Source organism: Glutamicibacter sp. MNS18 (assembly GCF_026107515.2).
Lineage (GTDB): Bacteria > Actinomycetota > Actinomycetes > Actinomycetales > Micrococcaceae > Glutamicibacter.
The window spans coordinates 315,979-336,067 of record NZ_JAPCHW010000005.1 but is presented as its reverse complement, the minus strand read 5'-3'; the positions used below and the strand labels follow the sequence as shown (position 1 = coordinate 336,067).

23 protein-coding genes are annotated in these 20,089 nt (G+C 61.9%); 9 read left to right on the top strand and 14 right to left on the bottom strand.

Annotated elements, in window-relative coordinates; all coding sequences use genetic code 11:
- Window positions 1-11 precede the first annotated feature (11 nt).
- Together OK351_RS09320 and OK351_RS09315 are read left to right on the top strand one after the other, a co-directional pair.
- Window positions 12-1,751, top strand: a complete 1,740-nt coding sequence (locus OK351_RS09320; protein ID WP_265158221.1) for a bifunctional 3-(3-hydroxy-phenyl)propionate/3-hydroxycinnamic acid hydroxylase MhpA — start codon at window positions 12-14, stop codon at window positions 1,749-1,751.
- 574 nt (window positions 1,752-2,325) lie between these two features.
- A complete protein-coding gene (locus tag OK351_RS09315) occupies window positions 2,326-2,976 on the top strand; it encodes a Crp/Fnr family transcriptional regulator (RefSeq protein WP_265158219.1) in 651 nt (216 codons plus the stop codon).
- A 6-nt stretch (window positions 2,977-2,982) separates the two neighbouring features.
- Here OK351_RS09315 and OK351_RS09310 read toward each other — a convergent pair whose 3' ends face one another.
- Window positions 2,983-3,609: a flavin reductase family protein gene (locus OK351_RS09310; RefSeq protein WP_265158217.1), complete on the bottom strand. Its 627-nt coding sequence runs from the start codon at window positions 3,607-3,609 to the stop codon at window positions 2,983-2,985.
- Between the two features lie 60 nt (window positions 3,610-3,669).
- A complete protein-coding gene (locus OK351_RS09305; protein ID WP_265158214.1) occupies window positions 3,670-4,896 on the bottom strand; it encodes an MFS transporter in 1,227 nt (408 codons plus the stop codon).
- 180 nt (window positions 4,897-5,076) lie between these two features.
- Here OK351_RS09305 and OK351_RS09300 point away from each other — a divergent pair, with 180 nt between their 5' ends.
- Window positions 5,077-5,616: a TetR/AcrR family transcriptional regulator gene (locus OK351_RS09300; RefSeq protein WP_265158212.1), complete on the top strand. Its 540-nt coding sequence runs from the start codon at window positions 5,077-5,079 to the stop codon at window positions 5,614-5,616.
- Here OK351_RS09300 and OK351_RS09295 read toward each other — a convergent pair.
- Window positions 5,573-6,373, bottom strand: coding sequence for a hypothetical protein (locus tag OK351_RS09295; RefSeq protein ID WP_265158209.1), 801 nt, complete (start codon window positions 6,371-6,373; stop codon window positions 5,573-5,575). The genes OK351_RS09300 and OK351_RS09295 overlap by 44 nt on opposite strands.
- A 500-nt stretch (window positions 6,374-6,873) precedes the next feature.
- Here OK351_RS09295 and OK351_RS09290 point away from each other — a divergent pair, with 500 nt between their 5' ends.
- Window positions 6,874-7,656, top strand: a complete 783-nt coding sequence (locus OK351_RS09290; RefSeq protein WP_265158206.1) for a MerR family transcriptional regulator — start codon at window positions 6,874-6,876, stop codon at window positions 7,654-7,656.
- A gap of 31 nt (window positions 7,657-7,687) precedes the next feature.
- On the opposite strand, the gene OK351_RS09285 is transcribed toward OK351_RS09290, so the two are convergent.
- Complete coding sequence (locus OK351_RS09285) at window positions 7,688-7,891, bottom strand: helix-turn-helix domain-containing protein (RefSeq protein ID WP_265158204.1); 204 nt, start codon at window positions 7,889-7,891, stop codon at window positions 7,688-7,690.
- A gap of 232 nt (window positions 7,892-8,123) precedes the next feature.
- On the opposite strand from OK351_RS09285, the gene OK351_RS09280 reads away from it, so the two are divergent.
- Both OK351_RS09280 and OK351_RS09275 read left to right on the top strand, forming a co-directional pair.
- Window positions 8,124-8,606: an Lrp/AsnC family transcriptional regulator gene (locus OK351_RS09280; RefSeq protein WP_265158201.1), complete on the top strand. Its 483-nt coding sequence runs from the start codon at window positions 8,124-8,126 to the stop codon at window positions 8,604-8,606.
- Window positions 8,607-8,619: 13 nt separating this feature from the next.
- Window positions 8,620-9,366 (top strand): 5-oxoprolinase subunit PxpA, encoded by a 747-nt coding sequence (locus OK351_RS09275; protein WP_265158198.1) that lies wholly within the window; start codon window positions 8,620-8,622, stop codon window positions 9,364-9,366.
- Between the two features lie 15 nt (window positions 9,367-9,381).
- On the opposite strand, the gene OK351_RS09270 is transcribed toward OK351_RS09275, so the two are convergent.
- From OK351_RS09270 to OK351_RS09245, 6 genes are all read right to left on the bottom strand, one after another.
- Window positions 9,382-9,999 (bottom strand): TetR/AcrR family transcriptional regulator, encoded by a 618-nt coding sequence (locus OK351_RS09270; RefSeq protein ID WP_265158195.1) that lies wholly within the window; start codon window positions 9,997-9,999, stop codon window positions 9,382-9,384.
- Window positions 10,000-10,093: 94 nt separating this feature from the next.
- Window positions 10,094-11,251: an MFS transporter gene (locus OK351_RS09265; protein WP_265158386.1), complete on the bottom strand. Its 1,158-nt coding sequence runs from the start codon at window positions 11,249-11,251 to the stop codon at window positions 10,094-10,096.
- A gap of 74 nt (window positions 11,252-11,325) precedes the next feature.
- Window positions 11,326-11,730 carry an arsenate reductase/protein-tyrosine-phosphatase family protein gene (locus OK351_RS09260; protein ID WP_265158193.1) on the bottom strand — a complete coding sequence of 135 codons (405 nt, stop codon included), beginning with the start codon at window positions 11,728-11,730 and terminating at the stop codon, window positions 11,326-11,328.
- 79 nt (window positions 11,731-11,809) lie between these two features.
- Window positions 11,810-13,321 carry an APC family permease gene (locus tag OK351_RS09255; protein ID WP_265158191.1) on the bottom strand — a complete coding sequence of 504 codons (1,512 nt, stop codon included), beginning with the start codon at window positions 13,319-13,321 and terminating at the stop codon, window positions 11,810-11,812.
- A 56-nt stretch (window positions 13,322-13,377) separates the two neighbouring features.
- A complete protein-coding gene (locus OK351_RS09250) occupies window positions 13,378-14,232 on the bottom strand; it encodes a universal stress protein (RefSeq protein WP_265158189.1) in 855 nt (284 codons plus the stop codon).
- Window positions 14,229-15,650 carry a flavin monoamine oxidase family protein gene (locus OK351_RS09245; RefSeq protein WP_265158187.1) on the bottom strand — a complete coding sequence of 474 codons (1,422 nt, stop codon included), beginning with the start codon at window positions 15,648-15,650 and terminating at the stop codon, window positions 14,229-14,231. Before OK351_RS09245 ends, OK351_RS09250 begins: the two co-directional genes overlap by 4 nt.
- A gap of 106 nt (window positions 15,651-15,756) precedes the next feature.
- On the opposite strand from OK351_RS09245, the gene OK351_RS09240 reads away from it, so the two are divergent.
- Window positions 15,757-16,398, top strand: a complete 642-nt coding sequence (locus OK351_RS09240; RefSeq protein ID WP_265158185.1) for a TetR/AcrR family transcriptional regulator — start codon at window positions 15,757-15,759, stop codon at window positions 16,396-16,398.
- Between the two features lie 5 nt (window positions 16,399-16,403).
- Window positions 16,404-16,619 (top strand): LapA family protein, encoded by a 216-nt coding sequence (locus tag OK351_RS09235; protein ID WP_265158183.1) that lies wholly within the window; start codon window positions 16,404-16,406, stop codon window positions 16,617-16,619.
- Between the two features lie 24 nt (window positions 16,620-16,643).
- Here the strand turns inward: OK351_RS09235 and OK351_RS09230 are convergent, their stop codons facing one another.
- A complete protein-coding gene (locus OK351_RS09230; RefSeq protein WP_265158181.1) occupies window positions 16,644-16,832 on the bottom strand; it encodes a hypothetical protein in 189 nt (62 codons plus the stop codon).
- A 157-nt stretch (window positions 16,833-16,989) separates the two neighbouring features.
- Window positions 16,990-17,361 carry a hypothetical protein gene (locus tag OK351_RS09225; protein WP_265158179.1) on the bottom strand — a complete coding sequence of 124 codons (372 nt, stop codon included), beginning with the start codon at window positions 17,359-17,361 and terminating at the stop codon, window positions 16,990-16,992.
- Window positions 17,362-18,307: 946 nt separating this feature from the next.
- Here OK351_RS09225 and OK351_RS09220 point away from each other — a divergent pair.
- A complete protein-coding gene (locus OK351_RS09220) occupies window positions 18,308-18,994 on the top strand; it encodes an SDR family oxidoreductase (protein WP_265158177.1) in 687 nt (228 codons plus the stop codon).
- Between the two features lie 65 nt (window positions 18,995-19,059).
- Here the strand turns inward: OK351_RS09220 and OK351_RS09215 are convergent, their stop codons facing one another.
- A complete protein-coding gene (locus OK351_RS09215; protein WP_265158173.1) occupies window positions 19,060-19,548 on the bottom strand; it encodes an Lrp/AsnC family transcriptional regulator in 489 nt (162 codons plus the stop codon).
- A 58-nt stretch (window positions 19,549-19,606) separates the two neighbouring features.
- Window positions 19,607-20,089, bottom strand: coding sequence for a DedA family protein (locus tag OK351_RS09210; RefSeq protein ID WP_265158170.1), 483 nt, complete (start codon window positions 20,087-20,089; stop codon window positions 19,607-19,609).

Genomic DNA, 20,089 nt, shown 5'->3' with positions numbered 1-20,089 from the left:
ATGAGGATTCCATGGCCGAGAACACCATTACCAGCGAAATCGTCATCGTCGGCGCAGGGCCCACTGGCCTGATGCTGGCCAATATCCTGGGCATGTACGGGCGATCGGTCACCGTACTTGAGTCCCGCGATACCTTGATCGATTACCCCCGTGGCGTGGGGCTGGATGACGAATCCCTGCGGACCATCCAGACCGTCGGGCTGGTAGACCAGGTGCGCCCACACACCACTCCCCAGCACATCATGCGACTGGTCAACGGCCGCGGCAAGACCATCCTGGTGAACAACCCGCAGACCGACGAATTCGGGTGGGAACGCAAGCACGGATTCATCCAGCCGGATGTAGATAAGGTGCTCTACGAGGGACTTGAACGTTTCGAACACGTCAAGGTGCATTTTGGGCATGAAGTCACGGTGGTGGACGAGGACGACTCGAAGGTCACTGCCACGGTATCGCTCACCGATGAGGATGGTCAGCCCATCGAGAAGAAGTTCCAGGCCCAGTACCTGGTGGGTTGCGAGGGCGGTAAATCACCTACCCGCAAACGCCTGGGAGTGAGCTTCGACGGCGAGTCCCCCTCGACCCGATGGCTGGTGGTGGACGTAAACAACGACCCGCTGGGAATCCCGAATGTCTTCCTGGGCGCCGACCCGAAGCGCCCGTACGTGTCCATCGGCTTGCCACACGCCGTGCGCCGGTGGGAGTTCATGTTGCACGACCACGAAAGCGAGGAGATGGCCACCGATCCAGCCTTCGTTGACCGGATGTTGCGTGAGCACGTACCCAACCCGCGGAACCTGGACTTCATCCGTCGCCGCGTCTTCACGCACCACGCCCGCGTGGCCAGCTCCTTCCGCAAGGGCCGTCAGATCATCGCTGGGGATGCCGCCCACCTCATGCCGGTATGGATGGGGCAGGGCTGGAACTCCGGAATGCGTGATGCCACCAATCTGGGCTGGAAGCTGGCATCGATCATCGCAGGCCAGTCCGACGACTCGGTGCTCGATACCTATACCTCCGAGCGCAAGGACCACTCCAAGGCAATGGTCGATCTGTCCTTGACCATGGGCAAGGTCATCAAGGTCACCAACCCCGTCGGGGTCGTGGCGCGAGACGCCATCTCCAGCGCGCTGAACCTCTTTCCTTCGGTCAAGAGCTATTTCTCCGATATGCGTTTCAAGCCCATGCCGCGGTACACCGAGGGCGTACTGGCCGATCCGAGTACCCAGTCCTCAGGCAAGGCCGCAGCCACATTGACCCGGAAGCTCGTTCCCGTGGCAACGGCCAATACCCGGGTATCGCCGGTCGGCGTGCAGTTCCCGCAACCGGATGTCACCACCGCTGAGGGAGTCAGGAAGTTCGATGACGCCGTGGGCAACTGGTGGACCGTGATCGTCTGGGGCAACAACCCCAAGGACGTGTTGCCCGCCGCATCGCTGGAGAAGTTGGAGGCACTTGGCGCCAAACTCGTGGCCGTGGTTCCGCAAACCCAGAGGGACTGGGCGGATAGGGATGCAGATGAGGATGTATTGGTGCTGGGTGATCACACCGGCCGGTTCAAGAAATGGTTCGACGACCGTCCAACCCCGATGATCTTCCTGCGGCCGGACCGCTTCGTCGCAGGCGCCTGCCTGAACCAGGACGGACCGCAAACCCTTGATGCCATCCTGCAAGCACTGCGGTTCCGCGGACCGGTGACCGCACCGGGGATCGGCACCACGCCCAAGAACGCCACATCCCTGTTTTCCTGAACATCGTGGCCGACCCGGCCCCGGAAAAGAATGCGGCCAGGTGGAACCGGCCGTTCGGCGGAACCGATGGGGAAACCTGGCCAGCGCCCTTTCGCCTCGTCACGCAGTATGTATGGCTCGGTTCCCAGCGGATCTGGGGCCTGGTGCCACTGTCTTCCATACCCTCCCAGCACGACGGCGTCCGGCATCCGGATATCGGTCGGGGAGATGACCTGGACAAGACATGGTTTCTGGACTGGTTCGCACAGTCCACACAGGGTTTCCCGCCCAGAAACCCCCAATCGGGTCGCAGTTCCGGGCCCAACCGCATCATGATCTTGAGTCTAAAACGCATAACCTCAGGTTCACCCTCGCGAATACCCAACGGTTCACCAATGTTCACGTAACACGGGGTCGTGTAACCCGTTTGGACAGCTGCCGGTTACCCGCCGATGCTAGCGTTAAAATCGACAGTGGTTGATTTTCCGCTGGCACAACGGGGTAATTATGCTGCCGTACCGCGCAGCACAACAGGGGAGTTCTATTCATGGGCGCTTTAGGCCTACAACTACATCGTCCATCGGTTCAGCTTGAGGTGCCTGCCAGGATTTTCTCGGGTTTCACCGAGGAAGAGACCGAACACTTGCTGGCCTGTACGTATGCCACCGCACGAAACTTCAAACGCGGTGAAGTCCTGGTCTCCCAGGGCGCTGATACAACTTCCCTGGGTATCGTCCTCCGGGGCACCGTGCTACTCAGCGACGATGCTTCCGGGCAGGTGTCGCCTGTGGCGTTCGCCAACGCCGGCGACCATTTCGGGGAGGAGCTGGGCTGGGGCGAGAATCCCACGGCCGGCTTCACTGTCACGGCAGCCACCCCGGGTAGCCTTGCCCTGCTGGACCTGTCCGCCTTGCAGAACCTCGATGGCCACATATGCGAATTGCGCACCCGGCTTTCGGCACGACTCCTGGAACTCAGCGCGGAAACGATCCGCCGGGTCACCGAGTATCGCCAGCTGCTGGAGCTCGAGTCCCTGCGAGAACGGCTCTCGCAGTTCTTCCTCAACCAGCAGGCCGCGCAGGGCTCGGACAAACTGCTGATCACGCTGACCCGCGAGCAAATCGCGGCCCACCTGGGGACCGACAAGAGCGCGTTGGGCAAGGAACTCAAGGCCATGCAGGAAGAGGAGCTGATCGACTACTATCGCAGTAGCTTCCGGATCGTCAAGGATCTCTCGGTCCGCTAGATCGGGCTAGTCCCTTTCGGTTCCCTCCACGCCGTCCCACGCATCCAGAGGAATCCTCCGAATGGTGACGATGTCCCCGAGGGCACTCCACTGACTGCCGCCCAGACGCGCCAGCGGATTAAGCAATTGCGCGTCTGGCCTGCGCTGGTCGTTGTAGACGTTGTCGCTGACCGCCGCCTGGACCACCTTCCCGAGCACCAGGAACGAATCTCCGACTTCGATGATCCGTTCCAGTTCGCACTCCAGGGCCGCCGGCGAATCGGCAACCCGCGGCGGTGCCACAAGTTTGCTCGGCTCGGGCTGTATACCCACCTCGGTGAACTCGCTGCGCCCTGCCTCGAACTCCGTGGCCGTGGCATTGACGGCTTCGAGATGATGTCTGGTGGCCAGGCACACCGTGAACTGCCCGGTTTGCTCGATATTGCGCAATGTGTCCTTGCGGCCCACCGAGGTGAATTGCACGATCGGCGGGTTGGCGCTGGCAACGGTGAAGAACGAATGCGGGGCCAGGTTGGTTCGTCCCTGCTCATCCACCGTGGAGACCCAGGCAATCGGCCGCGGAATCACCAGGTTGGTCAGCAGGCGGTAGAAGTCGATGGAGGACAGCTGGTCCGGTTCCGTTTCAATGCGCATGGTCTCAAGCACACCAGATTCAACGGCCGATTGCCATCGCCGGCAAACCCCAAGGGTTGGTCATACGGTTCGTTCCGGATCCGGCCCTTCAACCAGGTCGGACTCCACCCGCAGTCGTTCGCGAGGCTTCTCCCCGACGCTGGAGGAGAGGAACACCGCCACAAGCACCAGGGCCAGCGGCACTATCAGCGCCCCGCGCAGGCCATGGTCCTCCGCCACGAACCCCAGTAACGGCGGCCCGACCAGAAACGCCACATACCCCATGGTGGCAACCACCGACACGCGGGCTGCGGCGTTGGGTCCGGAATCACCGGCTGCCGAAATGGCCAACGGAAACGCCAGCGAGGTGCCCAGCCCCCACAGCACGGCGGCGAAGCCGGCCAGCACCGGATTCTGGGCAAAAATGACCGTACCCATCCCCAGGGCACCAATCAACGCGCAGCCGCGGAAGACCCTGGAGCGCCCGAATCGGGCAATGAACCAGCCTCCGGCGAAGCGCCCTACGGTCATGGCCATCGCGAATCCGGTAAAGATCAGCGACCCGGAGGCGGCATCAAACCCATGCCCGTCCACCATCACCAGGGGCAGCCAGTCGGTAGCCGCCCCCTCGGAGAGCGCCATGGCCAGTACCAGCACCCCGATCAGCAACAGCCGGGGCTCGCTCCACAGCGATGCCGTGCGACCGGACGGCGATCCCTCGGTGGGCCTTTCAGCCCTGCCAGTGGCCGGCGGAAGATCCCGGATGACGACCCCGAAACCCAGCACCGCGACCAGGCACACAACACCCAGGTGCCACGGCACCGCAACGCCAAGCGCCGTGAAGGCGATTCCTGCCGAGGCGCCGACAACGGTTCCCAAGCTGAAGAAACCGTGCAGGCCAGAAAGAAACGGCTTGCGGATGATCCGCTCGATATCCGCGCCTTCGACGTTCATGGCCACTTCGGCGCTACCCATACCCGCGCCAAAGCAGAACAAACCGGCGGCAACCACAGCCCCCTGTCCGGTCAGGGCTCCCAACCCGATCATGGGCAACCCCGTGATCAGCAGGGCCACGCCTGCGGCAATAACCGGCCGGGCACCAAAACGGGAGACCAGGCGTCCGGAGGAAAGGATGCCCAGCATCGAGCCGATGGACAGCCCAAAAAGCACCATCCCCATCTGCGCGGGAGAGGCCCCAATCAGATCACGGACATCCGGGGTGCGGGTCACCCAGGAGGATAGCCCCAGTCCGGGCAGGAAAAACAACAGGGACAGGGCCCGTCGCCGGCGTTTCATGGCCGGGCTCATCCAGGCTCCGCGCAGGCGAAGAGAACACAAAAGATCATCACTGTACAAATGTACACCTAGTGCGGTAGAAACGAACAGGAACCGGATCACCGATACAAGCAGTCAGCTGCTTCGACCCAGGGAAACAGAGGCGAGCCCATGGCACCGGAGTGCGAACCCCCTCTTCCCCTACGGCGGCGCGTGATCCTGGATTCCACGCTCAGGGTCATCGCCACGACCGGCTTGCACAAAACCACGCATCGGCTGATAGCACGGGATGCCGGGATCTCCCCCGGGTCGGTCACCTACCACTTCTCCGATCTGTCACAGCTCTTCGAGGAATCATTCGCCCACCTGGTGGCCCAGATGTCAGCGGACTACTGTCAACGCCTGCAGGCCGCAACCACCGGGCACGAGGCTTGCCAGGCGGTCGTGGGGATGCTGTGCGGACCGGGGTACCTCGATAGCCAACGGATGACCCTGCTGTTCGAGATGTACTCATTCGGCAATTTCAACCCCACGGTACGCGAGCTATGCCGGCATTGGCTGGAATCCAGCCATGCCAGCCTGCGCCTGCACTTCAGCCAACCGACATGCAGCGCCCTGGATGCGCTGATCGAAGGGTGGCCGATGCATGCCCATTTCCAAGGGGTTGAATTGGACCGCAACGTCGTGGAACGCACCATACACGCCATCGTCAACGCCCTCGAATCCGGCGAACCACCAGTAGCCCCACGCTGACCAGCATGGCCATCGCCAAGGTCGCCACGCTGAAGGACAGCCACTGCAAGTGCAGGGCGTGGCCCGTGAGCAGATCCCCCAAGCGGGCATCGCCCGGCTCCCCTTCGGGATTTGTCAGTCGTTGCTGCACGGGAAGCAACACGGCGGGGGTTAGCCATTGCAGCACCAGGGCCAGGCACCAGATGAGCAGGGATCGAACCCGGGTAAAACCGAGCAACCCCAGGAGCAGTCCCAGAACCACCGGGCCGATGTACCCTGCCCGGGATTCGATGAGCGGGTCATCGAACCAGGCGGCGAACCACAGCCCGGGGCTGAAACCTACCAGTGCCACACCCAGTGCCACCCATTGCAGGTTCGCCCGCGCGATGAGCCAATACAATACGAGCATCACCACGACGCCCACCAACAGCGATCCCATATGCACTCGCGTCCAGTCCGCGAGCCCGGAGAACGGCGCCAGCACCGCCCAGGATTGGTAGCCCGCCGCCAACCAGCCGGCCAGCACTCCAAGTCCTGCCACCACGCTGAACTGAAGTGCGCGCCGCCCGGGACCCCGGGCAAGGAATCCTGCCACCAAAGCGCACAGCGCCAATAAGGTCCAGAACAGATCGGGGTGCAAGGACGCATGAGGGAGAAGGCTGGGAACCGTTGACGGCTCCCCTACCTGGGTCAGGTCAAGCAGGCCACCACCGACCACCCAGGGAAGCAACACCAGCGCAACGGCACTCAGGCCCAAAGTCCACTGGATCCACCACACGCCAAGTATCGAGCGCCTACCCGGCGCGTGCAACATTTTTCGGGGATTCACCCCTCCATCCTGCCAAAGCCGTCGCCCGGCCCCAACACACCGCGGGCACTGTGGCAAAAGGTTCCCGGCAAAAAAGATGCAGGCGGTTCGAAACATCTTCCTCGTCAAAGGAATGAGCTTCGAACCGCCTGCAGCGGTTCTGACCTGCGCTTGCCTTGTGGGCTCCTGCTACGCCGGATCCATCAGTGACTTTGGCTCATGGAGGGCGGGTCCTACGGCGCTTCGCAACGGTAGCCGCGAGCAACGTGATCTGTTTCCAGTAAAGCCAAGTTCTTCATCCTGCGCAACAGGTCGTCACTCGACTAGTCAATCTGATCAAGCAGGTTTCAAATCACTTGCGATACTTGATCAGTTTGCGAGCACATTGAACAACGGGTGACCTAGCACACAGCAGATTTGACCCATATCACCTTGACGTTGACGCGACGCCAACCTCTAGCGTTATCCCCATGGACTTCGGCACACATGAACACTCCCGGCTGCACTCGACTCAGCAGGTCGCCCACGCCGCCGGGATCAGCAGTCGAACCTTGCGCTACTACGATCAGATCGGTCTGCTGCCGCCGGTATCGACCACCAGCACCGGGCAGCGGCTCTATGATTCGTCCAGCCTGGTTCGGCTGCAACGCATCCTGCTGCTGCGCGCGACAGGAATGGAGCTGAAGACCATCACCGCCATCCTCGACCAGGAACAGGATGAAAAGGCCGCCTTGCAGAAACACATCATTACCCTGGAACGGCAGCGGAGCCTGCTGGATCGAAAGATCCTCACGTTGCGGAACACGATCACCATACTGGACAAAGGAGACACCATGGGCCTGCATGACTCGTTCGAGGGTTTTAACGAGCAATATGAGCAAGAGGTTACACAACGCTGGGGCAAGGACCAGTTCACCCGATCCAATAACTGGTGGAAGTCGCTTCCGGAAACCAGGCGTATCGACTTCATGGAGGAATCCCGCTCCTTGATCACCCGATGGGCCACCGCCGGCAAGCAAGGACTAGCTCCGAGCTCCACCCAGGCCCAGGAACTTGCCAAGGACCATGTCACATGGCTCGAGTCGATCCCAGGGACCCCGGGGCATCATGCGGACCCCGCCGTACTGCATGGCTATGTGCGTTCGCTGGCCCAAATGTACGTGTCGGATGAGCGTTTCGCTGCCACCTACGAAGGTCAGGCACAGTTCGTCCACGACACGTTGGAGTACTTCCTGGACCACCAACGGGATTAGCCCTTCCCCGCGCATCCTGCCGCCCGCGGACCTACTTGGGTTCGCGGGCAATCTCCTCGCGGGCTTCGGCATAGCGGCGTTGGATGTAGTTCTCCAGTTCCACCCGCTCCACTCGCCACATTCCCCGACCGCCGATCTGGATAGCCGGAAGCTCACCGCTTTTGACCAGGGCACGCACCTGGGGCAGCTTTACGTTCAGCTCTTCGGCCACGTCTTCTAGTCGCAGGAATCTCATACCCAACAGGTTACCCACGCTTGAAGACCTTTGGTGTCGTTTGTTCCACTTCTGTGGACAAGTCCGGGCCTGCGTCCGACCGTGGGCAACGGCCGATGATTCCCGCCCTGGCGAAACATAACCGGTCATACCGTGCAATAAGCTTGGGGGTGGCTGGTCATTTTGACTAGTATTTCACGAAGGCATCCCGCTTGTTTAACCATTTTGACGCCACCGCGCAGGAGAGACACCGATGACTCCCGAGACGTACCAGCTCGACGAAACCGACCGTCGTATCCTGTTGGCCCTGGACACCGACCCCCGGGTGCCGATCATGATGCTGGCCCAGCAGCTGGGACTGGCCCGTGGCACCGTCCAGACGCGGCTGGAACGACTGGCACATTCGGGAGCACTACGCCCCAACACCGCCAGGATCCGCCCGGCATCCCTGGGCCGAGGAGTATCGGCCTACGTCAGCGCGGAATTGGACCAGGCCAGATTGGATGAATCCATTGAGGCTCTGCGCCAGATCCCGGAGGTTCTGGAATGTGTGGCACCGGCCGGCGATACCGACCTCCTGATCCGGGTTGCTGCCAAGGATCCCGATGACTTGTACCGGGTCAGCGAGGTTATCCGCCTGTGCCCGGGGATCACCAGGACTTCTACCTCGATGATCCTGCGAGACGTGATTCCGTACCGCACCACCGCCCTGCTCAAGCACGACACCGTTTCCTAGTCCAGGGGACGCCATGGCCATGGAACTGGATTTGAATGCAGACATTGCCGAATCCTTCGGCCAGTGGTCCATGGGTGATGACGACACCGTGCTCAAATTCGCCAGCAGCGCCAATGTCGCTTGCGGTTTTCACGCTGGCGATCCCAAGACCATCGCCAGGGCCTGTCGCGCGGCCGTAACGGCCGGGGTCCGCATCGGTGCACATGCCGGATACCACGACTTGAGGGGTTTCGGACGCCGCGCACTGGCAGTTCCCCCCGAACACCTCCGCGCGGATCTGTTGTACCAATTGGGCGCGGTGAACGCCGTGGCCCGTGGTGCCGGCGCGACCATTGGCTATTTCAAACCGCACGGGGCCCTGTACCGTGCCGTGGATCAGGACGCGCTGATTGCCCGGGCCGTGGTGGATGCGGTGGCGGCATTCGATGCCGGCCTGGTAGTGCTCCACCGCCCAGGTTCCCTGCTCCTTGAATTGGCCGCACAACGCGGGTTGGCCACGGCCGGGGAGATCTTCGCCCACCGGGCCTACCTGCCTGATGGGTCGCTTGTTCCCGACGGGGATCCGCGGGCCCATATATCCGATCCTGCGCAGATGATCGCCACCGCCCTGAGACTGGCCGAACACGGTACCCTTCAGGCCGTGGATGGCACCCTGGTTCCCAGCACCGCGGTTTCGGTGCGTATCCAAGGTGACCACGCGGCAGCGGTCAGCGAGGCATTGGCTGCGCACGGGGTCAAGGTCAGGCCCTTCGCCCGGTGACTTTCACTGCCGGTGTCAGTTGAAGCGCGCGTCGACCGGTAGGTTCACCCGTAGGCCGGCAATCCGGCGACGGATATGCTCGACCTGTCTCAGAACATTGGGTTCGGCAGGATTCAACTGGACCATGACATGCGCCCCGACCATCTGGGTCAGCAATTCGTCGGCCGTCACCCGGGGACTGAGGGAACTGTCCACTTCGCCGTTTACGACCGCCTGTTCCAAGGATTTCTCCGTCAGCTGCCTCCATGGCAACAAGTCCTGGCGGAATGAATGGCTCAATTCCGGATGTCCGATGGAACGCTCCCAGAAGGTAATGAGAACCCGGGCGATATCGACGTTCTCGGGTCGGTCCGGCATGGTTTGTTCAAAGATCAAGCTCACCGCGTCCAGCCCATGCCGTCCTTCCACGGCGTTTTCAAGCCGTGTAACCAGCTGGTTCGCCACATACTTGCTGGTGGCCATGAGGATCTCGTCCTTGCCATCAAAGTACCGTTTGAGCGCACCGTTTGCGTACCCGGCAGCGGTGGCGATTTCGCGCATCGTGGCGGCCTGGAACCCGCCAGCGACGATAAGTTTCTTCGTTGCCAGTACGATTTCCAGCCGTCGCTGGTCGTGGTCGATGATTTTGGGCATCTACTATCTCCTATGCCTGGGCATCAGTGCGGCCCGCCCCTGGTGGCGGGCCGCACAGCTCGACCTTCGCAGTCGACAGCCAAGCTCAAGAACACTAGCCTACTGATGTATTGTGAACTCCACCAGTGTCCGGGTGGTGAACCTGGGGGTTAAGCAACAAGCGCCGATTCCTCAGCACACAGACCAGGCTGATCGAGCACAGCAGGATCAGCAGCACAATGAAGTAGACGGGGTCTGCCTGGTAACGCCACAGGGACAACATTGTCGGGGTCAAGAACCCGATATAGCACACTGAATAGTAGCGGCCGGTGAGCTTTCCGACCTCGGCCGGCCCGGCCAAGGCCAGCACCTGGCCTAATCCCCCCAGTAGCAGGATGCCATTGGCGCAGCCTGCCAAGACGGAGGCCAGCAATCCCAATGTGGTGGACCCGGTCAGGGCCACTGGAACCATTACGAGATAAGCGCTGATGGCTGTGCCCAGGCCGATCACCAGTAGCCTGGCGCTGCGTGGTCGGTCCCAGCGGCGAGCCAAAGGCTGGACCAGCGCGCCCATTCCCATGGTTAGGGCCACGGTTACCGTGGAGAAGAGCAGACTGGCCCCCTCACCTCCTCCGGTCAGCGCGGTGACCACGGCGAATCCGCTGGTGGCCAGCCCGAATACCCAGGGTGCCATGGGCAGGACCACGCGACGGAAGATCCTCATGTTTTCCGCGCTGGTTGCCCCGTCCTGCCGTGTCATGTGGGCACGACGGGGTGCATCCGGTTGGAAGAGCACCAGGACAAGCCAAGCCAGCGAGGCCAGGATATGGGAAAGATAAGCCAGTTCGGGACTGTTGGTGGCACCCACCAGCACTCCGGAGATCACCGGCCCAACAGCGAACCCCAGGGATGTGCACACCCCAGCCCGTACCGCGCCTCCGGGCCCCAGACTCAGTTCCTTGATCCAGCTGGTGGCAGCCACCATGGCCAGACCCATCCCGATACCGGTGAAAACCCTTCCGGCATACAGCCACAGGTGGGTTTCCGCCCCCAGCATCAGCATCCCCGAACCGAGAATGGCGGCGGCCAATGCCAGCAACGTGAACGGCTTGCGGCCGGCCTTGTCCGCCCACGATCCGCCGAATACGAGCATCGGCAACAAACCGATCACATAACTGGCCAGGACTAGGAAGGCGGTGAATTCGCTCAACTCACGATTCTGCTGGTACCACCCGATGAGCGAGACGTACTGGTTGGCACACCATCCGCTCAGTACCAGGCAAATCCCGGGGAACCACCACGATCCCCGCCGGGATACTTTTGTTGTCCGGCTATGGGGCGCGATGTCTATTTCTCCAGTTCGAAGCTCAGCGAGCGCACACGTTCGGCGATTTCATCACGGATCCGGCGCATCCGTTCGATACCGGTATAGCCCTCATCGCTCGGTTCGCTCAATAGCCAGCGCTCGGTGCGTACCGAGGCGTCAAAGACCGGGTGCGCCTCGCTGCCCAGGATCACCACCCGATCCACCTGCGCGACAATGTCCGGGTCGATGGGCTTCGGAAACGCTTCGGACATATCCGCCCCCGTTTCCGCAATGACTTCCAACGACTCGGGATTCACCGCTTCACCCGGTTTGGTGCCGGCGGAGTATCCGGTGATCCTGCCAGCGGAGAAATGCTCCATCAGGGAGGCGGCCATCTGGGACTTGCCGGCATTGCGGGAGCAAATGAAGAGAACTGAGGTACCCATAGGGTAATTGAACCACCGTTGGCGGTTGATCGGGAGCCGGTGAAGCGATGATTGCGGGCTCATCGCACCGGCTCCCCGGTCAGCGGCGGGTCTTAATGGTCTGCCCGCGGAAGAACGCCGGGTGGCGGATGCGCATGTAGAGCATGATTCCCACACCCAGCAGCAGGACTCCGATGCCCAGGACAAAGACCATTCCCACGGACCCGATCGAGGAGCCCGAACCGTAGTCCGGGTTCATGGAGTCTATGCAGGTTCGTACAAACATCACCAGCAGGACCACCCCGCCGACCAGTGGTGCCAGGAACCTGAAGATGACGTTGTGAAGGGAGTCGAACAGCTCGGTGCGGAAGTACCAGACACATGCCAGCGCGGTCAATCCGTAGTAGAAACAGATCATCATGCCCAGTGCGGTGATGGTGTCCCACAGTGCGTTCTCACTGAGCAACCTGGTCACCACATAGAATCCCGAAGCCGCAGCAGCCGCGGTAATGGTGGCCACCGAAGGGGACATGAAGCGCGGAGAGATCCTGGAATACGATTCGGGCAGCGCCCGGTAGTAGCCCATGGCCAGGATGGTGCGCGCCGGGGAGACCATGGTTGACTGCAGCGAGGCCGCCGAGGAGGAGAGGATCGCCAAACTCATCAGGATAGCCAGCGGCCCCATCACCGGGCCGGAAAGCACCGCGAAGATCGATTCCTGGTTTTCCGGATTACCTGCGCCCAGCCCTTCGCTACCGATCCCGGCATAGTAGATCACTCCCAGTGAGATGGCCATGTACAAACCGATGATGATCAGGATCGTCAGCGCCGCGGCGCGACCGGGCACCTTGGCCGGGTCCGTGGTCTCCTCGTTCATGGTCAGGGTGACATCCCAGCCCCAGAAAATGAAGATCGACAGCGAGATCCCTGCGGCGAAGGCGGTAAAGGACTCCACCGCCGCCGGGTTGAACATTTCCAGGGTGATGGGAGTGCGGTCAAAGGGTTCGGGGTTGGTGAAGCACAGCACGGCGAACAGCAGCAGGACCGCCACCTGGAACCCGACCAGCAGGTACTGGAAGGACTTCGTGGCGTTCAATCCGCGATAGGAGACCCAGGTTGCGGCAGCCACGAAGACCAAGGTGGTGGGAATGTTCACCCAGAGGTTGCGGGTCAGCTCGGCGATCCATGCTGCCCCGGTCAATTGGCTGATCAGCAGGTAGAAGAAGTCCACGGCCACCGCCGCCAGGTTCGAGAGCACGATCACCGTGGCGGCGATCAATCCCCAGCCTCCCATCCAGCCGATATACGGCCCGAAAGCCCGGGTTGCCCAGGTGAAGCTGGTGCCCGAATCCGGCATGGCCCGGTTCAGCTCCCGGTATCCCAGTGCCACCAAGAGCATCGGCAGGAACCCCGCCAGGAAGATCGCCGGAAGGCTGGTGCCGACTTCGGCCACGGTCGGCCCCAGTGCAGCGGTCAGGGTATAGGCCGGGGCGATACAGGAAATCCCGATCACCACCGTACCCAGCACGCCGACGGTGCCCTTGCCCAGCCCTTTCTCATGCAGGCCGCTTTCGGAGGCAGGCTCCACGGCCCGTACCACGTCTTGTGACATGTTCGGTTCCTTCTGCTTGGGTATCTGATTCCGCGACGGACTGAACGCCGTACGGATTAGGCCTGGTGGGGAACCACGGCCAAGGGGACGGGCAGACGGCGGAGCATCCGCTGCGCCTTGGGTCCCAGGAAAAGCCGGCGCGGCGGGGCGAGCCTGGAGGATCCGAAGACCGCCAACTCCCCATCCAGCCAGCCGATGGACTCGATCGCCTCATCAATACTGCCGCCGGTCACGACCTGCGGTTTCACCCGCTCATCCAGTCCGGCAACAAGTTCCTCGAGGAGCCCCCGGGAACGGTTGACCTGCTCGGTGTCGGCCGAACCATCGGGCTGGTCGGTCACCAGCGTGGCCACCCGCAGGGGCACCTGCAACCGGGCTGCGCTGCGCACCGCATGCCCGATCACCTCTGCGGCGCCTGGCTTGTCCCCGACGAACGCTGTCAAGCGTTCGATCCGCACTGAGGCCCGCCGCAGGGAGGCCACTCCGGCCGGGGTGGACATGGCCACCGGCAGCGGGGAGGCATGCAACAGGCTGGAGGCCACCGCACCGGGGGCAAAGAAGCCGGCCTTGTGGCGGGTGCGTCCCCCGAGCACGACCCCCTGCGCGTCGCGCTCGGCTGCCAGTTCGAGCAGACCCTGCGCAACCGAGGGAACGGCACGGGCTACCACCCGCGCGGTGATCGCCGGGGGAACCAGCTCCAGTGCCTGCTCGGCCCAGCGGTCCACCTGTGCCGAGAGCACGGTGGAGAAACCGTGATCACCCCCGGGATACACGGCCTGGAAGGGGGTCTGCTCCGGAAGGATGATAGCCAGTTCGAGTTCGGCATCCGCGCTGGTGCGCAGCAGCGCCGATGCCAGTTCAATGGCCTCGGCACCGCGTTCGTCAGCGGTGTAGCCGATCAGCAGTTTCATGCGTGGACGCCGCCGGTGACAAAGGATTCGGTGCCATCGTAGACCGGGTCGGCTTCGGTCCCATCCAGTTCGGCAACTATGCGCGCCGCTGTTCGACGCCCCATGCGCACTGCGCCATCCACGTGCTGGTAGCCGGCACCGGCCAGGTCCGAGGAGGAGAAGTAGATTGGCCCCACGTTCTCGTTCTGGGCCGGACCGAAACGGTAGAGCCCTCCCAGGTCGTAGCTGGTGGCATAGGCCCCGCGGGTCCATTCCTCGGAACCGAAGTCCGAGAGGTAGAAGACCTTCGGGTCCAGCGCCTGCGGACCAAGGTAGCCGGCCATGTCCTGGAGGATGGCGGCGCGGCGGGACTGCTCGTCCATGGCGAAGACCTCGTCGGCTTTCACATCCGAGATGAAGCCGACCAGGGTGCCGGTGGTTTCCCGGTGGTAGGTGTTGTCGTAGATTTCCTGCACGAGGGCCGCGGGCCCGAAACAGGTTCCCGACAGCCCCGCTTCACGCCAGAACGGGGTGTCGTAGACGGCATGGACCTTGATGACCAGGCCCATCGACTGGTGCTGGTGGGTGATGTGCTGTTTGCGTGGCAGTGGCGGATCATAGCTGATACGGGAATACAGGTTGGGTGGAACCGCCAGGATTACCTTGCTCGCCCGGACGCTGACCTCCCGGCCGTGGGCCACCACGCCCTCGGAGGACCATTCAAGACGCAGCACCGGGTTGTCCAGGAACAGCACCTGTTCACCCAGCCGAGCCGCCAGGGCCTTGGAAACCCCCTGCATGGTGCCCACAATGCGGCGGTCCAGGATGAAGTCCTCATCGATCAGGTTATCGAACGAACCCGCCGAAGCTGCCATCAGCAGGGCCTGCAGGGCCGAGAAGGTGTGGGCAGGTTTGGTCAGCATCCCGCCGGCGATGAACATCCCGATATTCTGCCGGGCCACTTCATCGGGACAGTTCGCGGCCAGGAACTGCTCGAAGGAGATCCGGTCCAGCTCTTCGGCCCGGGGATGCGCCCATGGGTGATCCGGGTCGAGCTGGCCGGCCAGCTCGTTGATCAATGCCGTCAGCCGGTTCATCTGCGCAACGGTTTCAGCATCCACCGGAAAATCCTCCCCGGTGTAGCTGATCACTTCCCCCTCTTCCGTGCGGTAGATGCTCTTGCCCTGGCGGTAGCGCGGGAATGTCTCGAGCCCCAGTTCCCCGATCAACGAGTAGAGGGCGGTCTGGTCGGGACTGATCCATTGGCCGCCGATTTCAATCGTCGCCCCGTCCATGGTTTCACTCCAGGTCCGTCCCCCAACCCGGTCACGGGCTTCGAGAACGGCTACCGATTTGCCGGCCTTCTGTAATTCGTAGGCTGCCGTGAGTCCGGATGGGCCTGCACCCACAATCACGACATCGCGTTCAAGCTGTTCCATGGTCTCAACTCTCCCAATCAACTTTAATGAATGACGTTCATTTATGTTCATCAGCATAGAATAGAATCAGTGTTTTGTGAAGCACGCCACGTCAGGGGAATTTTCCATGGACACCAGTACGCCACGTCGCGCCGGACGGCCACGCACCGCAGTCTTGGACCGCGAACGGATCACCAGCCATGCCCTGACATTGGTGACGGAGGGCGGCTATGATTCACTCACCATGCAGCGCCTGGCCACGTCACTGGGCGTCTCCCCCTCCGCCCTCTACAACCATGTGGCCTCGAAGCACGATCTGCTGCAATGGATCCAGGAACTGGTCATGGATGACGTGGACCGAGAATGTTTCGGCAAACTACCGCTGGCCCAGGCCCTGGAAGCCTGGGCCACCAGTTACCGGAATGTTTTCGCGCGGCATATCCCGCTGATCCCGGTGATCGCCGTCTTGCCGGTCAGCGACTCACCGCAGACCCTGTCAATGTACGAGCAGGTTGCCCGCGCTCTGGAAGAGTACGGGATCCCCGAGGAAAAAATCGTCCCGATCATCGTGGCGTTGGAATCCTTCATTTTCGGTTCAGCCATCGACACCTCGGCCCCGCAGGATATTTTTGCCACCGGACGCCATGAGGCAGCGGCCCAGGGGTTCAGCCGCGCGGTGGCTGCCCAGCAGGCCACGGGTGTGCGCAATTCGGACGATGCCTTCAGCCTCGGGCTGCGTGCGATGATCCGTGGCCTACTGGCAGGATAGGACGCATGGACAAGGACAAGCCCACGGGTACCAGGACAATGAATTTGCGGCAGTGGACCGCCCTCGCCCTGGCCGTGGCCGCTGCGGTTTTCATCCTGCAGAACCTCTATCGGGTCAGGGTGCAGATCCTCTTTTTCCACGCGGCCGCGCCACTATGGTCGGTAATCCTGGCAACCCTGGTCATCGGCTACCTGATTGGGCGTCTTTCGACCCGGCGTTAGACCCAGGAGGATCCCACGGAAGGCTCAGTCGTCCAGGATCGCCCATTCCCCCACCGCTTCCATCCCGGAATCAAAGATGTCTTCCTGCGCTCCGGGCTCCATCGGGTAGAGCTCAAGATTCTTGGCCCAATGGCGCAGGATCTGCTGCAGCTCCTCGCGGGGGTTGAGCTGCATGGCAGCGGATTCGAAATTGACCTCGAAGACGAACCTCATGAGAATCTCCCATCTTTTCAGATGGTCGTCATCCTATGCGCAATGTCCGCCAAATACGAGCACCTGATTCACCCCTGAGGGTAACGACGGGAAAGGAAATGACAGGGCGGAGCGGCCCTGTCATCGGCAATCGGGATGCGGCATGGCACCGCAACGGCTACAGCGGGTACTGGCTGTACGCTGCGGAGAGGTTTTCGATCAGTTCGCTTCCGCCGACCCGGTAGGCGATCAACAGCAGTCCGCCGAAGACCAGTCCGGTGACCGCGCTAAAACCCAGGGACAGTTTTGCCAGTGAACGTATTTCCGTGCGGCTGACGGATGCCTCGTTATTCAGGTAGGCCTGCACGCCTCGGCCCATGGACGCCGCCGGGCTGAGTACCTGGGTGTCGATATGGTTCGATGCGGTATCGGTGCCACCGCTTTTCAGCAAGGCAATGGTCTGGCGGTTGCGACGATCCTGGCGAAGTTTGACAATGTCGGCACCGTGGCGGGCCAACAGGATATCTTCACCAAGTGGAATCGTGCTCATCGTCGCTTCTCCTAAGGAAAGTGCCGGGGTTATTTCAAACCTAACAGGACTCTTGATCCGCTTAATACCAATCCCCCCGCATAGTTCAGAACCTCACAGGCAGCTGTGACGGAAACTGCACGATTCCGGGGCAGGGGAGGTGAAGCAGGCCACGTGATGCCCATTTCCCGCCAGGTTCGCGGCGCAATACAGCGAACGGTTTAAGGGTTCATCAAAACGACTTAGAACCGGTTATTTATCGCTCATGAATTACCGGAATGAATTCGACCGGAAATAGGCGCGGCCCGGGCGTTGAACAGTAAGTTGCCCGCCCGGGCCGCACCCGGGGTTTTCGGCTCGTTGACCATTCCCTGGTATAGGGGTTCCGTTCCTATTGCGCTTCAGCCGGCGAAGCCGCCGAATGCCTGCGCCGCTGGTGTCCCCGAGTGGCACCGCGTCGTATGGATATCGGACCTTCACGGTCCTCGGCGGCGTGAGCCCTCCGGTATTTCGCGACCAGCACGGCGCTGATCCCGGCCAGTAGCGCGACGGTAACAACCGCCGCGACTATCAAGACATCGAATTGCATCTTCCGTCTACCTCCTTCAATCTCCGCTCCCGGGAACCTCGGGTCGACTACCGCCATTGGCAACCCCGCTTGCCGAAGAGCAATGGCCGTTTCACACGGCAAGCTCCGGGAGGGAACCACCAATTCTAGCAATTATGTTCTAATAAGTCATATTCCATGTCATATTCTGTGCCGCTGGCTGGCCATTGCCCGCTCGGGTCCGCGGGTTCACCTACCGCCTCGGCATCCAGCCTTGTGCCACCGACCTGAAGCCGGTAGCGTCCAAGGAAAGGGGCGGCCGTCGGGTTCCCCCGCATCGCCGCGGGCAACGATGTGGAATACAGGTTGCCTATCCCGTGTTATGCCAGCTGGTGCAACCGAACTACAAGGAGGCCTAACATGGCTGAAGAACGTCGAGTGGTCATAGTGGGCGGACACGGCAAAGTTGCGTTGCTCGCCGCTCCGCGGCTTGTCCGCGAGGGGTTCGCGGTCGACTCGTTCATCCGCAACCCGGAACATGCCAAGGACGTCACTGCTGTCGGTGCGAACCCTATCCAGCTGGATGTCGAGCAGACCGGCACCCAGGCGTTGGCGGAAGCCTTTGCCGGTGCCGATGCGGTGGTGTTCTCCGCCGGTGCTGGTGGCGGCAATCCCGAACGAACGCATGCGGTGGACTACGAGGCTGCCATACGCACCATGGAGGCGGCCAAGCAGGCCGGGGTCAAACGCTACGTCATGGTGTCCTACAGCCGTTCCGCCGTGGATCTGGATTCCCTCAGTCCGCAGGATTCCTTTTATCCCTACGCCAAGGCCAAGCACGATGCCGATGAGTATTTGCGCGCCACCTCTTTGGACTACACCATTCTGGGGCCCGGCATGTTGACCTTGAATCCCGCTACCAGCAAACTCACCTTGGTGGACAGCCAGGGCCGGGTGGCCGGCAAGCAGCCTTCGGGCAGCGAGTCGGAGACCGCCCGGGAGAACGTTGCCGAGGTGATCGCCTATGTTCTGGCCCATGATTCCGCGATCCGGCAAACCGTGAACTTCTTTGACGGCCAAACACCGATCCGCAAGATCTTCTCCTAGATGCCTTGCGTTTGTGCTACATGGACGGTCGGTGAGCTTCTGGGCGGATGCCCACCGGCCGTCTGCTAGTATTCAGCGCTGCCGATGCTGTGTTCGAAGACCAGTGACGTCTGGGTGGTGGCCACGGCCGGGTTGGATGAGAGATGGTCGAGCACGAACTGGCGCACATCCGCGGAGTTGCGTACCGCGACATGCAGGACGAAGTCATCTGCCCCGCCCAGGAAAAACAACTGGCGGACCCCGGGTTTGGCCTGCATCTGCTGGGCGAAGGTCGACATCAGGTGCCGTGCCCCGGGCCTGATCCGCACGAAGATCAACGCCTCGAGCTCACGACCGAGCACCTGGGGATCGACCTCAATGGTGAATCGTGAGATCACCCCCGATTCACGCAGCTGGTTCAGGCGCGCCAGACAGGTCGATGCCGCGATCCCCAGTTCCTCGGCCAACGAGTTGTTGGTGCGCCGCGAATTCTCCGAGAGCAGTTTAAGCAGTTTTCGATCCAGGTCATCGAGCTGCGCACGTTTCCCCTCGGCGGAGGCCGATGAATTCAACAAGTCAGAACCTGCTTTCCGAATAGCGTTGCTCCCGGTGATGCGGCGATCTCCGGGTTGGTCATTGGATCTCTTCCGGTCCAACCACCCTGGAGGCGCGTTTGTGTCGGCGAATGTACAGCCAGGCCAGCAACCCGATAACCACGGCCCCCAAAAGCAGCCATTGCCAGTCCAACGCGATCCAGGCATAGACCACGGTCATTCCCACCGTGGCATAGATCAGCGCCCACAGCAGACAGCCGACGATAACCGCCGGAATATACCGGCGCAACGGCATCCGGGCGATCCCCGCCGAGGCGTTAACCGCCGATTGCACCCCCACGGTCAGGAAACTGAGCGGCACCGCGAGAACACCCCAGCGGGCCAACAGTGCCTGCGCCCTGTGATAGATCGGGCCGTTGAGCAGGCGTTGGAACCTGGTATGCATCATCCCGGCCGCCAGGCCGCGCCCGATCCAGTAGGTGCTATTCGCTCGAATCATGGCGCCGCAGAAGAAAAAGACGAACGTCACCAGGAAGGGTGCTTCCTCGATCCACTGCATCAT

Coding starts and splice junctions, on each gene's coding strand:
- OK351_RS09240 (WP_265158185.1), top strand. CDS start 15,757: ATGGACACCAGTACGCCACGTCGCGCCGGACGGCCACGCACCGCAGTC.
- OK351_RS09230 (WP_265158181.1), bottom strand. CDS start 16,832: ATGAGGTTCGTCTTCGAGGTCAATTTCGAATCCGCTGCCATGCAGCTC.
- OK351_RS09310 (WP_265158217.1), bottom strand. CDS start 3,609: ATGCGCATTGAAACGGAACCGGACCAGCTGTCCTCCATCGACTTCTAC.
- OK351_RS09305 (WP_265158214.1), bottom strand. CDS start 4,896: ATGAGCCCGGCCATGAAACGCCGGCGACGGGCCCTGTCCCTGTTGTTT.
- OK351_RS09220 (WP_265158177.1), top strand. CDS start 18,308: ATGGCTGAAGAACGTCGAGTGGTCATAGTGGGCGGACACGGCAAAGTT.
- OK351_RS09285 (WP_265158204.1), bottom strand. CDS start 7,891: ATGAGATTCCTGCGACTAGAAGACGTGGCCGAAGAGCTGAACGTAAAG.
- OK351_RS09210 (WP_265158170.1), bottom strand. CDS start 20,089: ATGATGCAGTGGATCGAGGAAGCACCCTTCCTGGTGACGTTCGTCTTT.
- OK351_RS09270 (WP_265158195.1), bottom strand. CDS start 9,999: ATGCCCAAAATCATCGACCACGACCAGCGACGGCTGGAAATCGTACTG.
- OK351_RS09245 (WP_265158187.1), bottom strand. CDS start 15,650: ATGGAACAGCTTGAACGCGATGTCGTGATTGTGGGTGCAGGCCCATCC.
- OK351_RS09290 (WP_265158206.1), top strand. CDS start 6,874: ATGGACTTCGGCACACATGAACACTCCCGGCTGCACTCGACTCAGCAG.
- OK351_RS09320 (WP_265158221.1), top strand. CDS start 12: ATGGCCGAGAACACCATTACCAGCGAAATCGTCATCGTCGGCGCAGGG.
- OK351_RS09275 (WP_265158198.1), top strand. CDS start 8,620: ATGGCCATGGAACTGGATTTGAATGCAGACATTGCCGAATCCTTCGGC.
- OK351_RS09255 (WP_265158191.1), bottom strand. CDS start 13,321: ATGTCACAAGACGTGGTACGGGCCGTGGAGCCTGCCTCCGAAAGCGGC.
- OK351_RS09235 (WP_265158183.1), top strand. CDS start 16,404: ATGGACAAGGACAAGCCCACGGGTACCAGGACAATGAATTTGCGGCAG.
- OK351_RS09225 (WP_265158179.1), bottom strand. CDS start 17,361: ATGAGCACGATTCCACTTGGTGAAGATATCCTGTTGGCCCGCCACGGT.
- OK351_RS09260 (WP_265158193.1), bottom strand. CDS start 11,730: ATGGGTACCTCAGTTCTCTTCATTTGCTCCCGCAATGCCGGCAAGTCC.
- OK351_RS09250 (WP_265158189.1), bottom strand. CDS start 14,232: ATGAAACTGCTGATCGGCTACACCGCTGACGAACGCGGTGCCGAGGCC.
- OK351_RS09280 (WP_265158201.1), top strand. CDS start 8,124: ATGACTCCCGAGACGTACCAGCTCGACGAAACCGACCGTCGTATCCTG.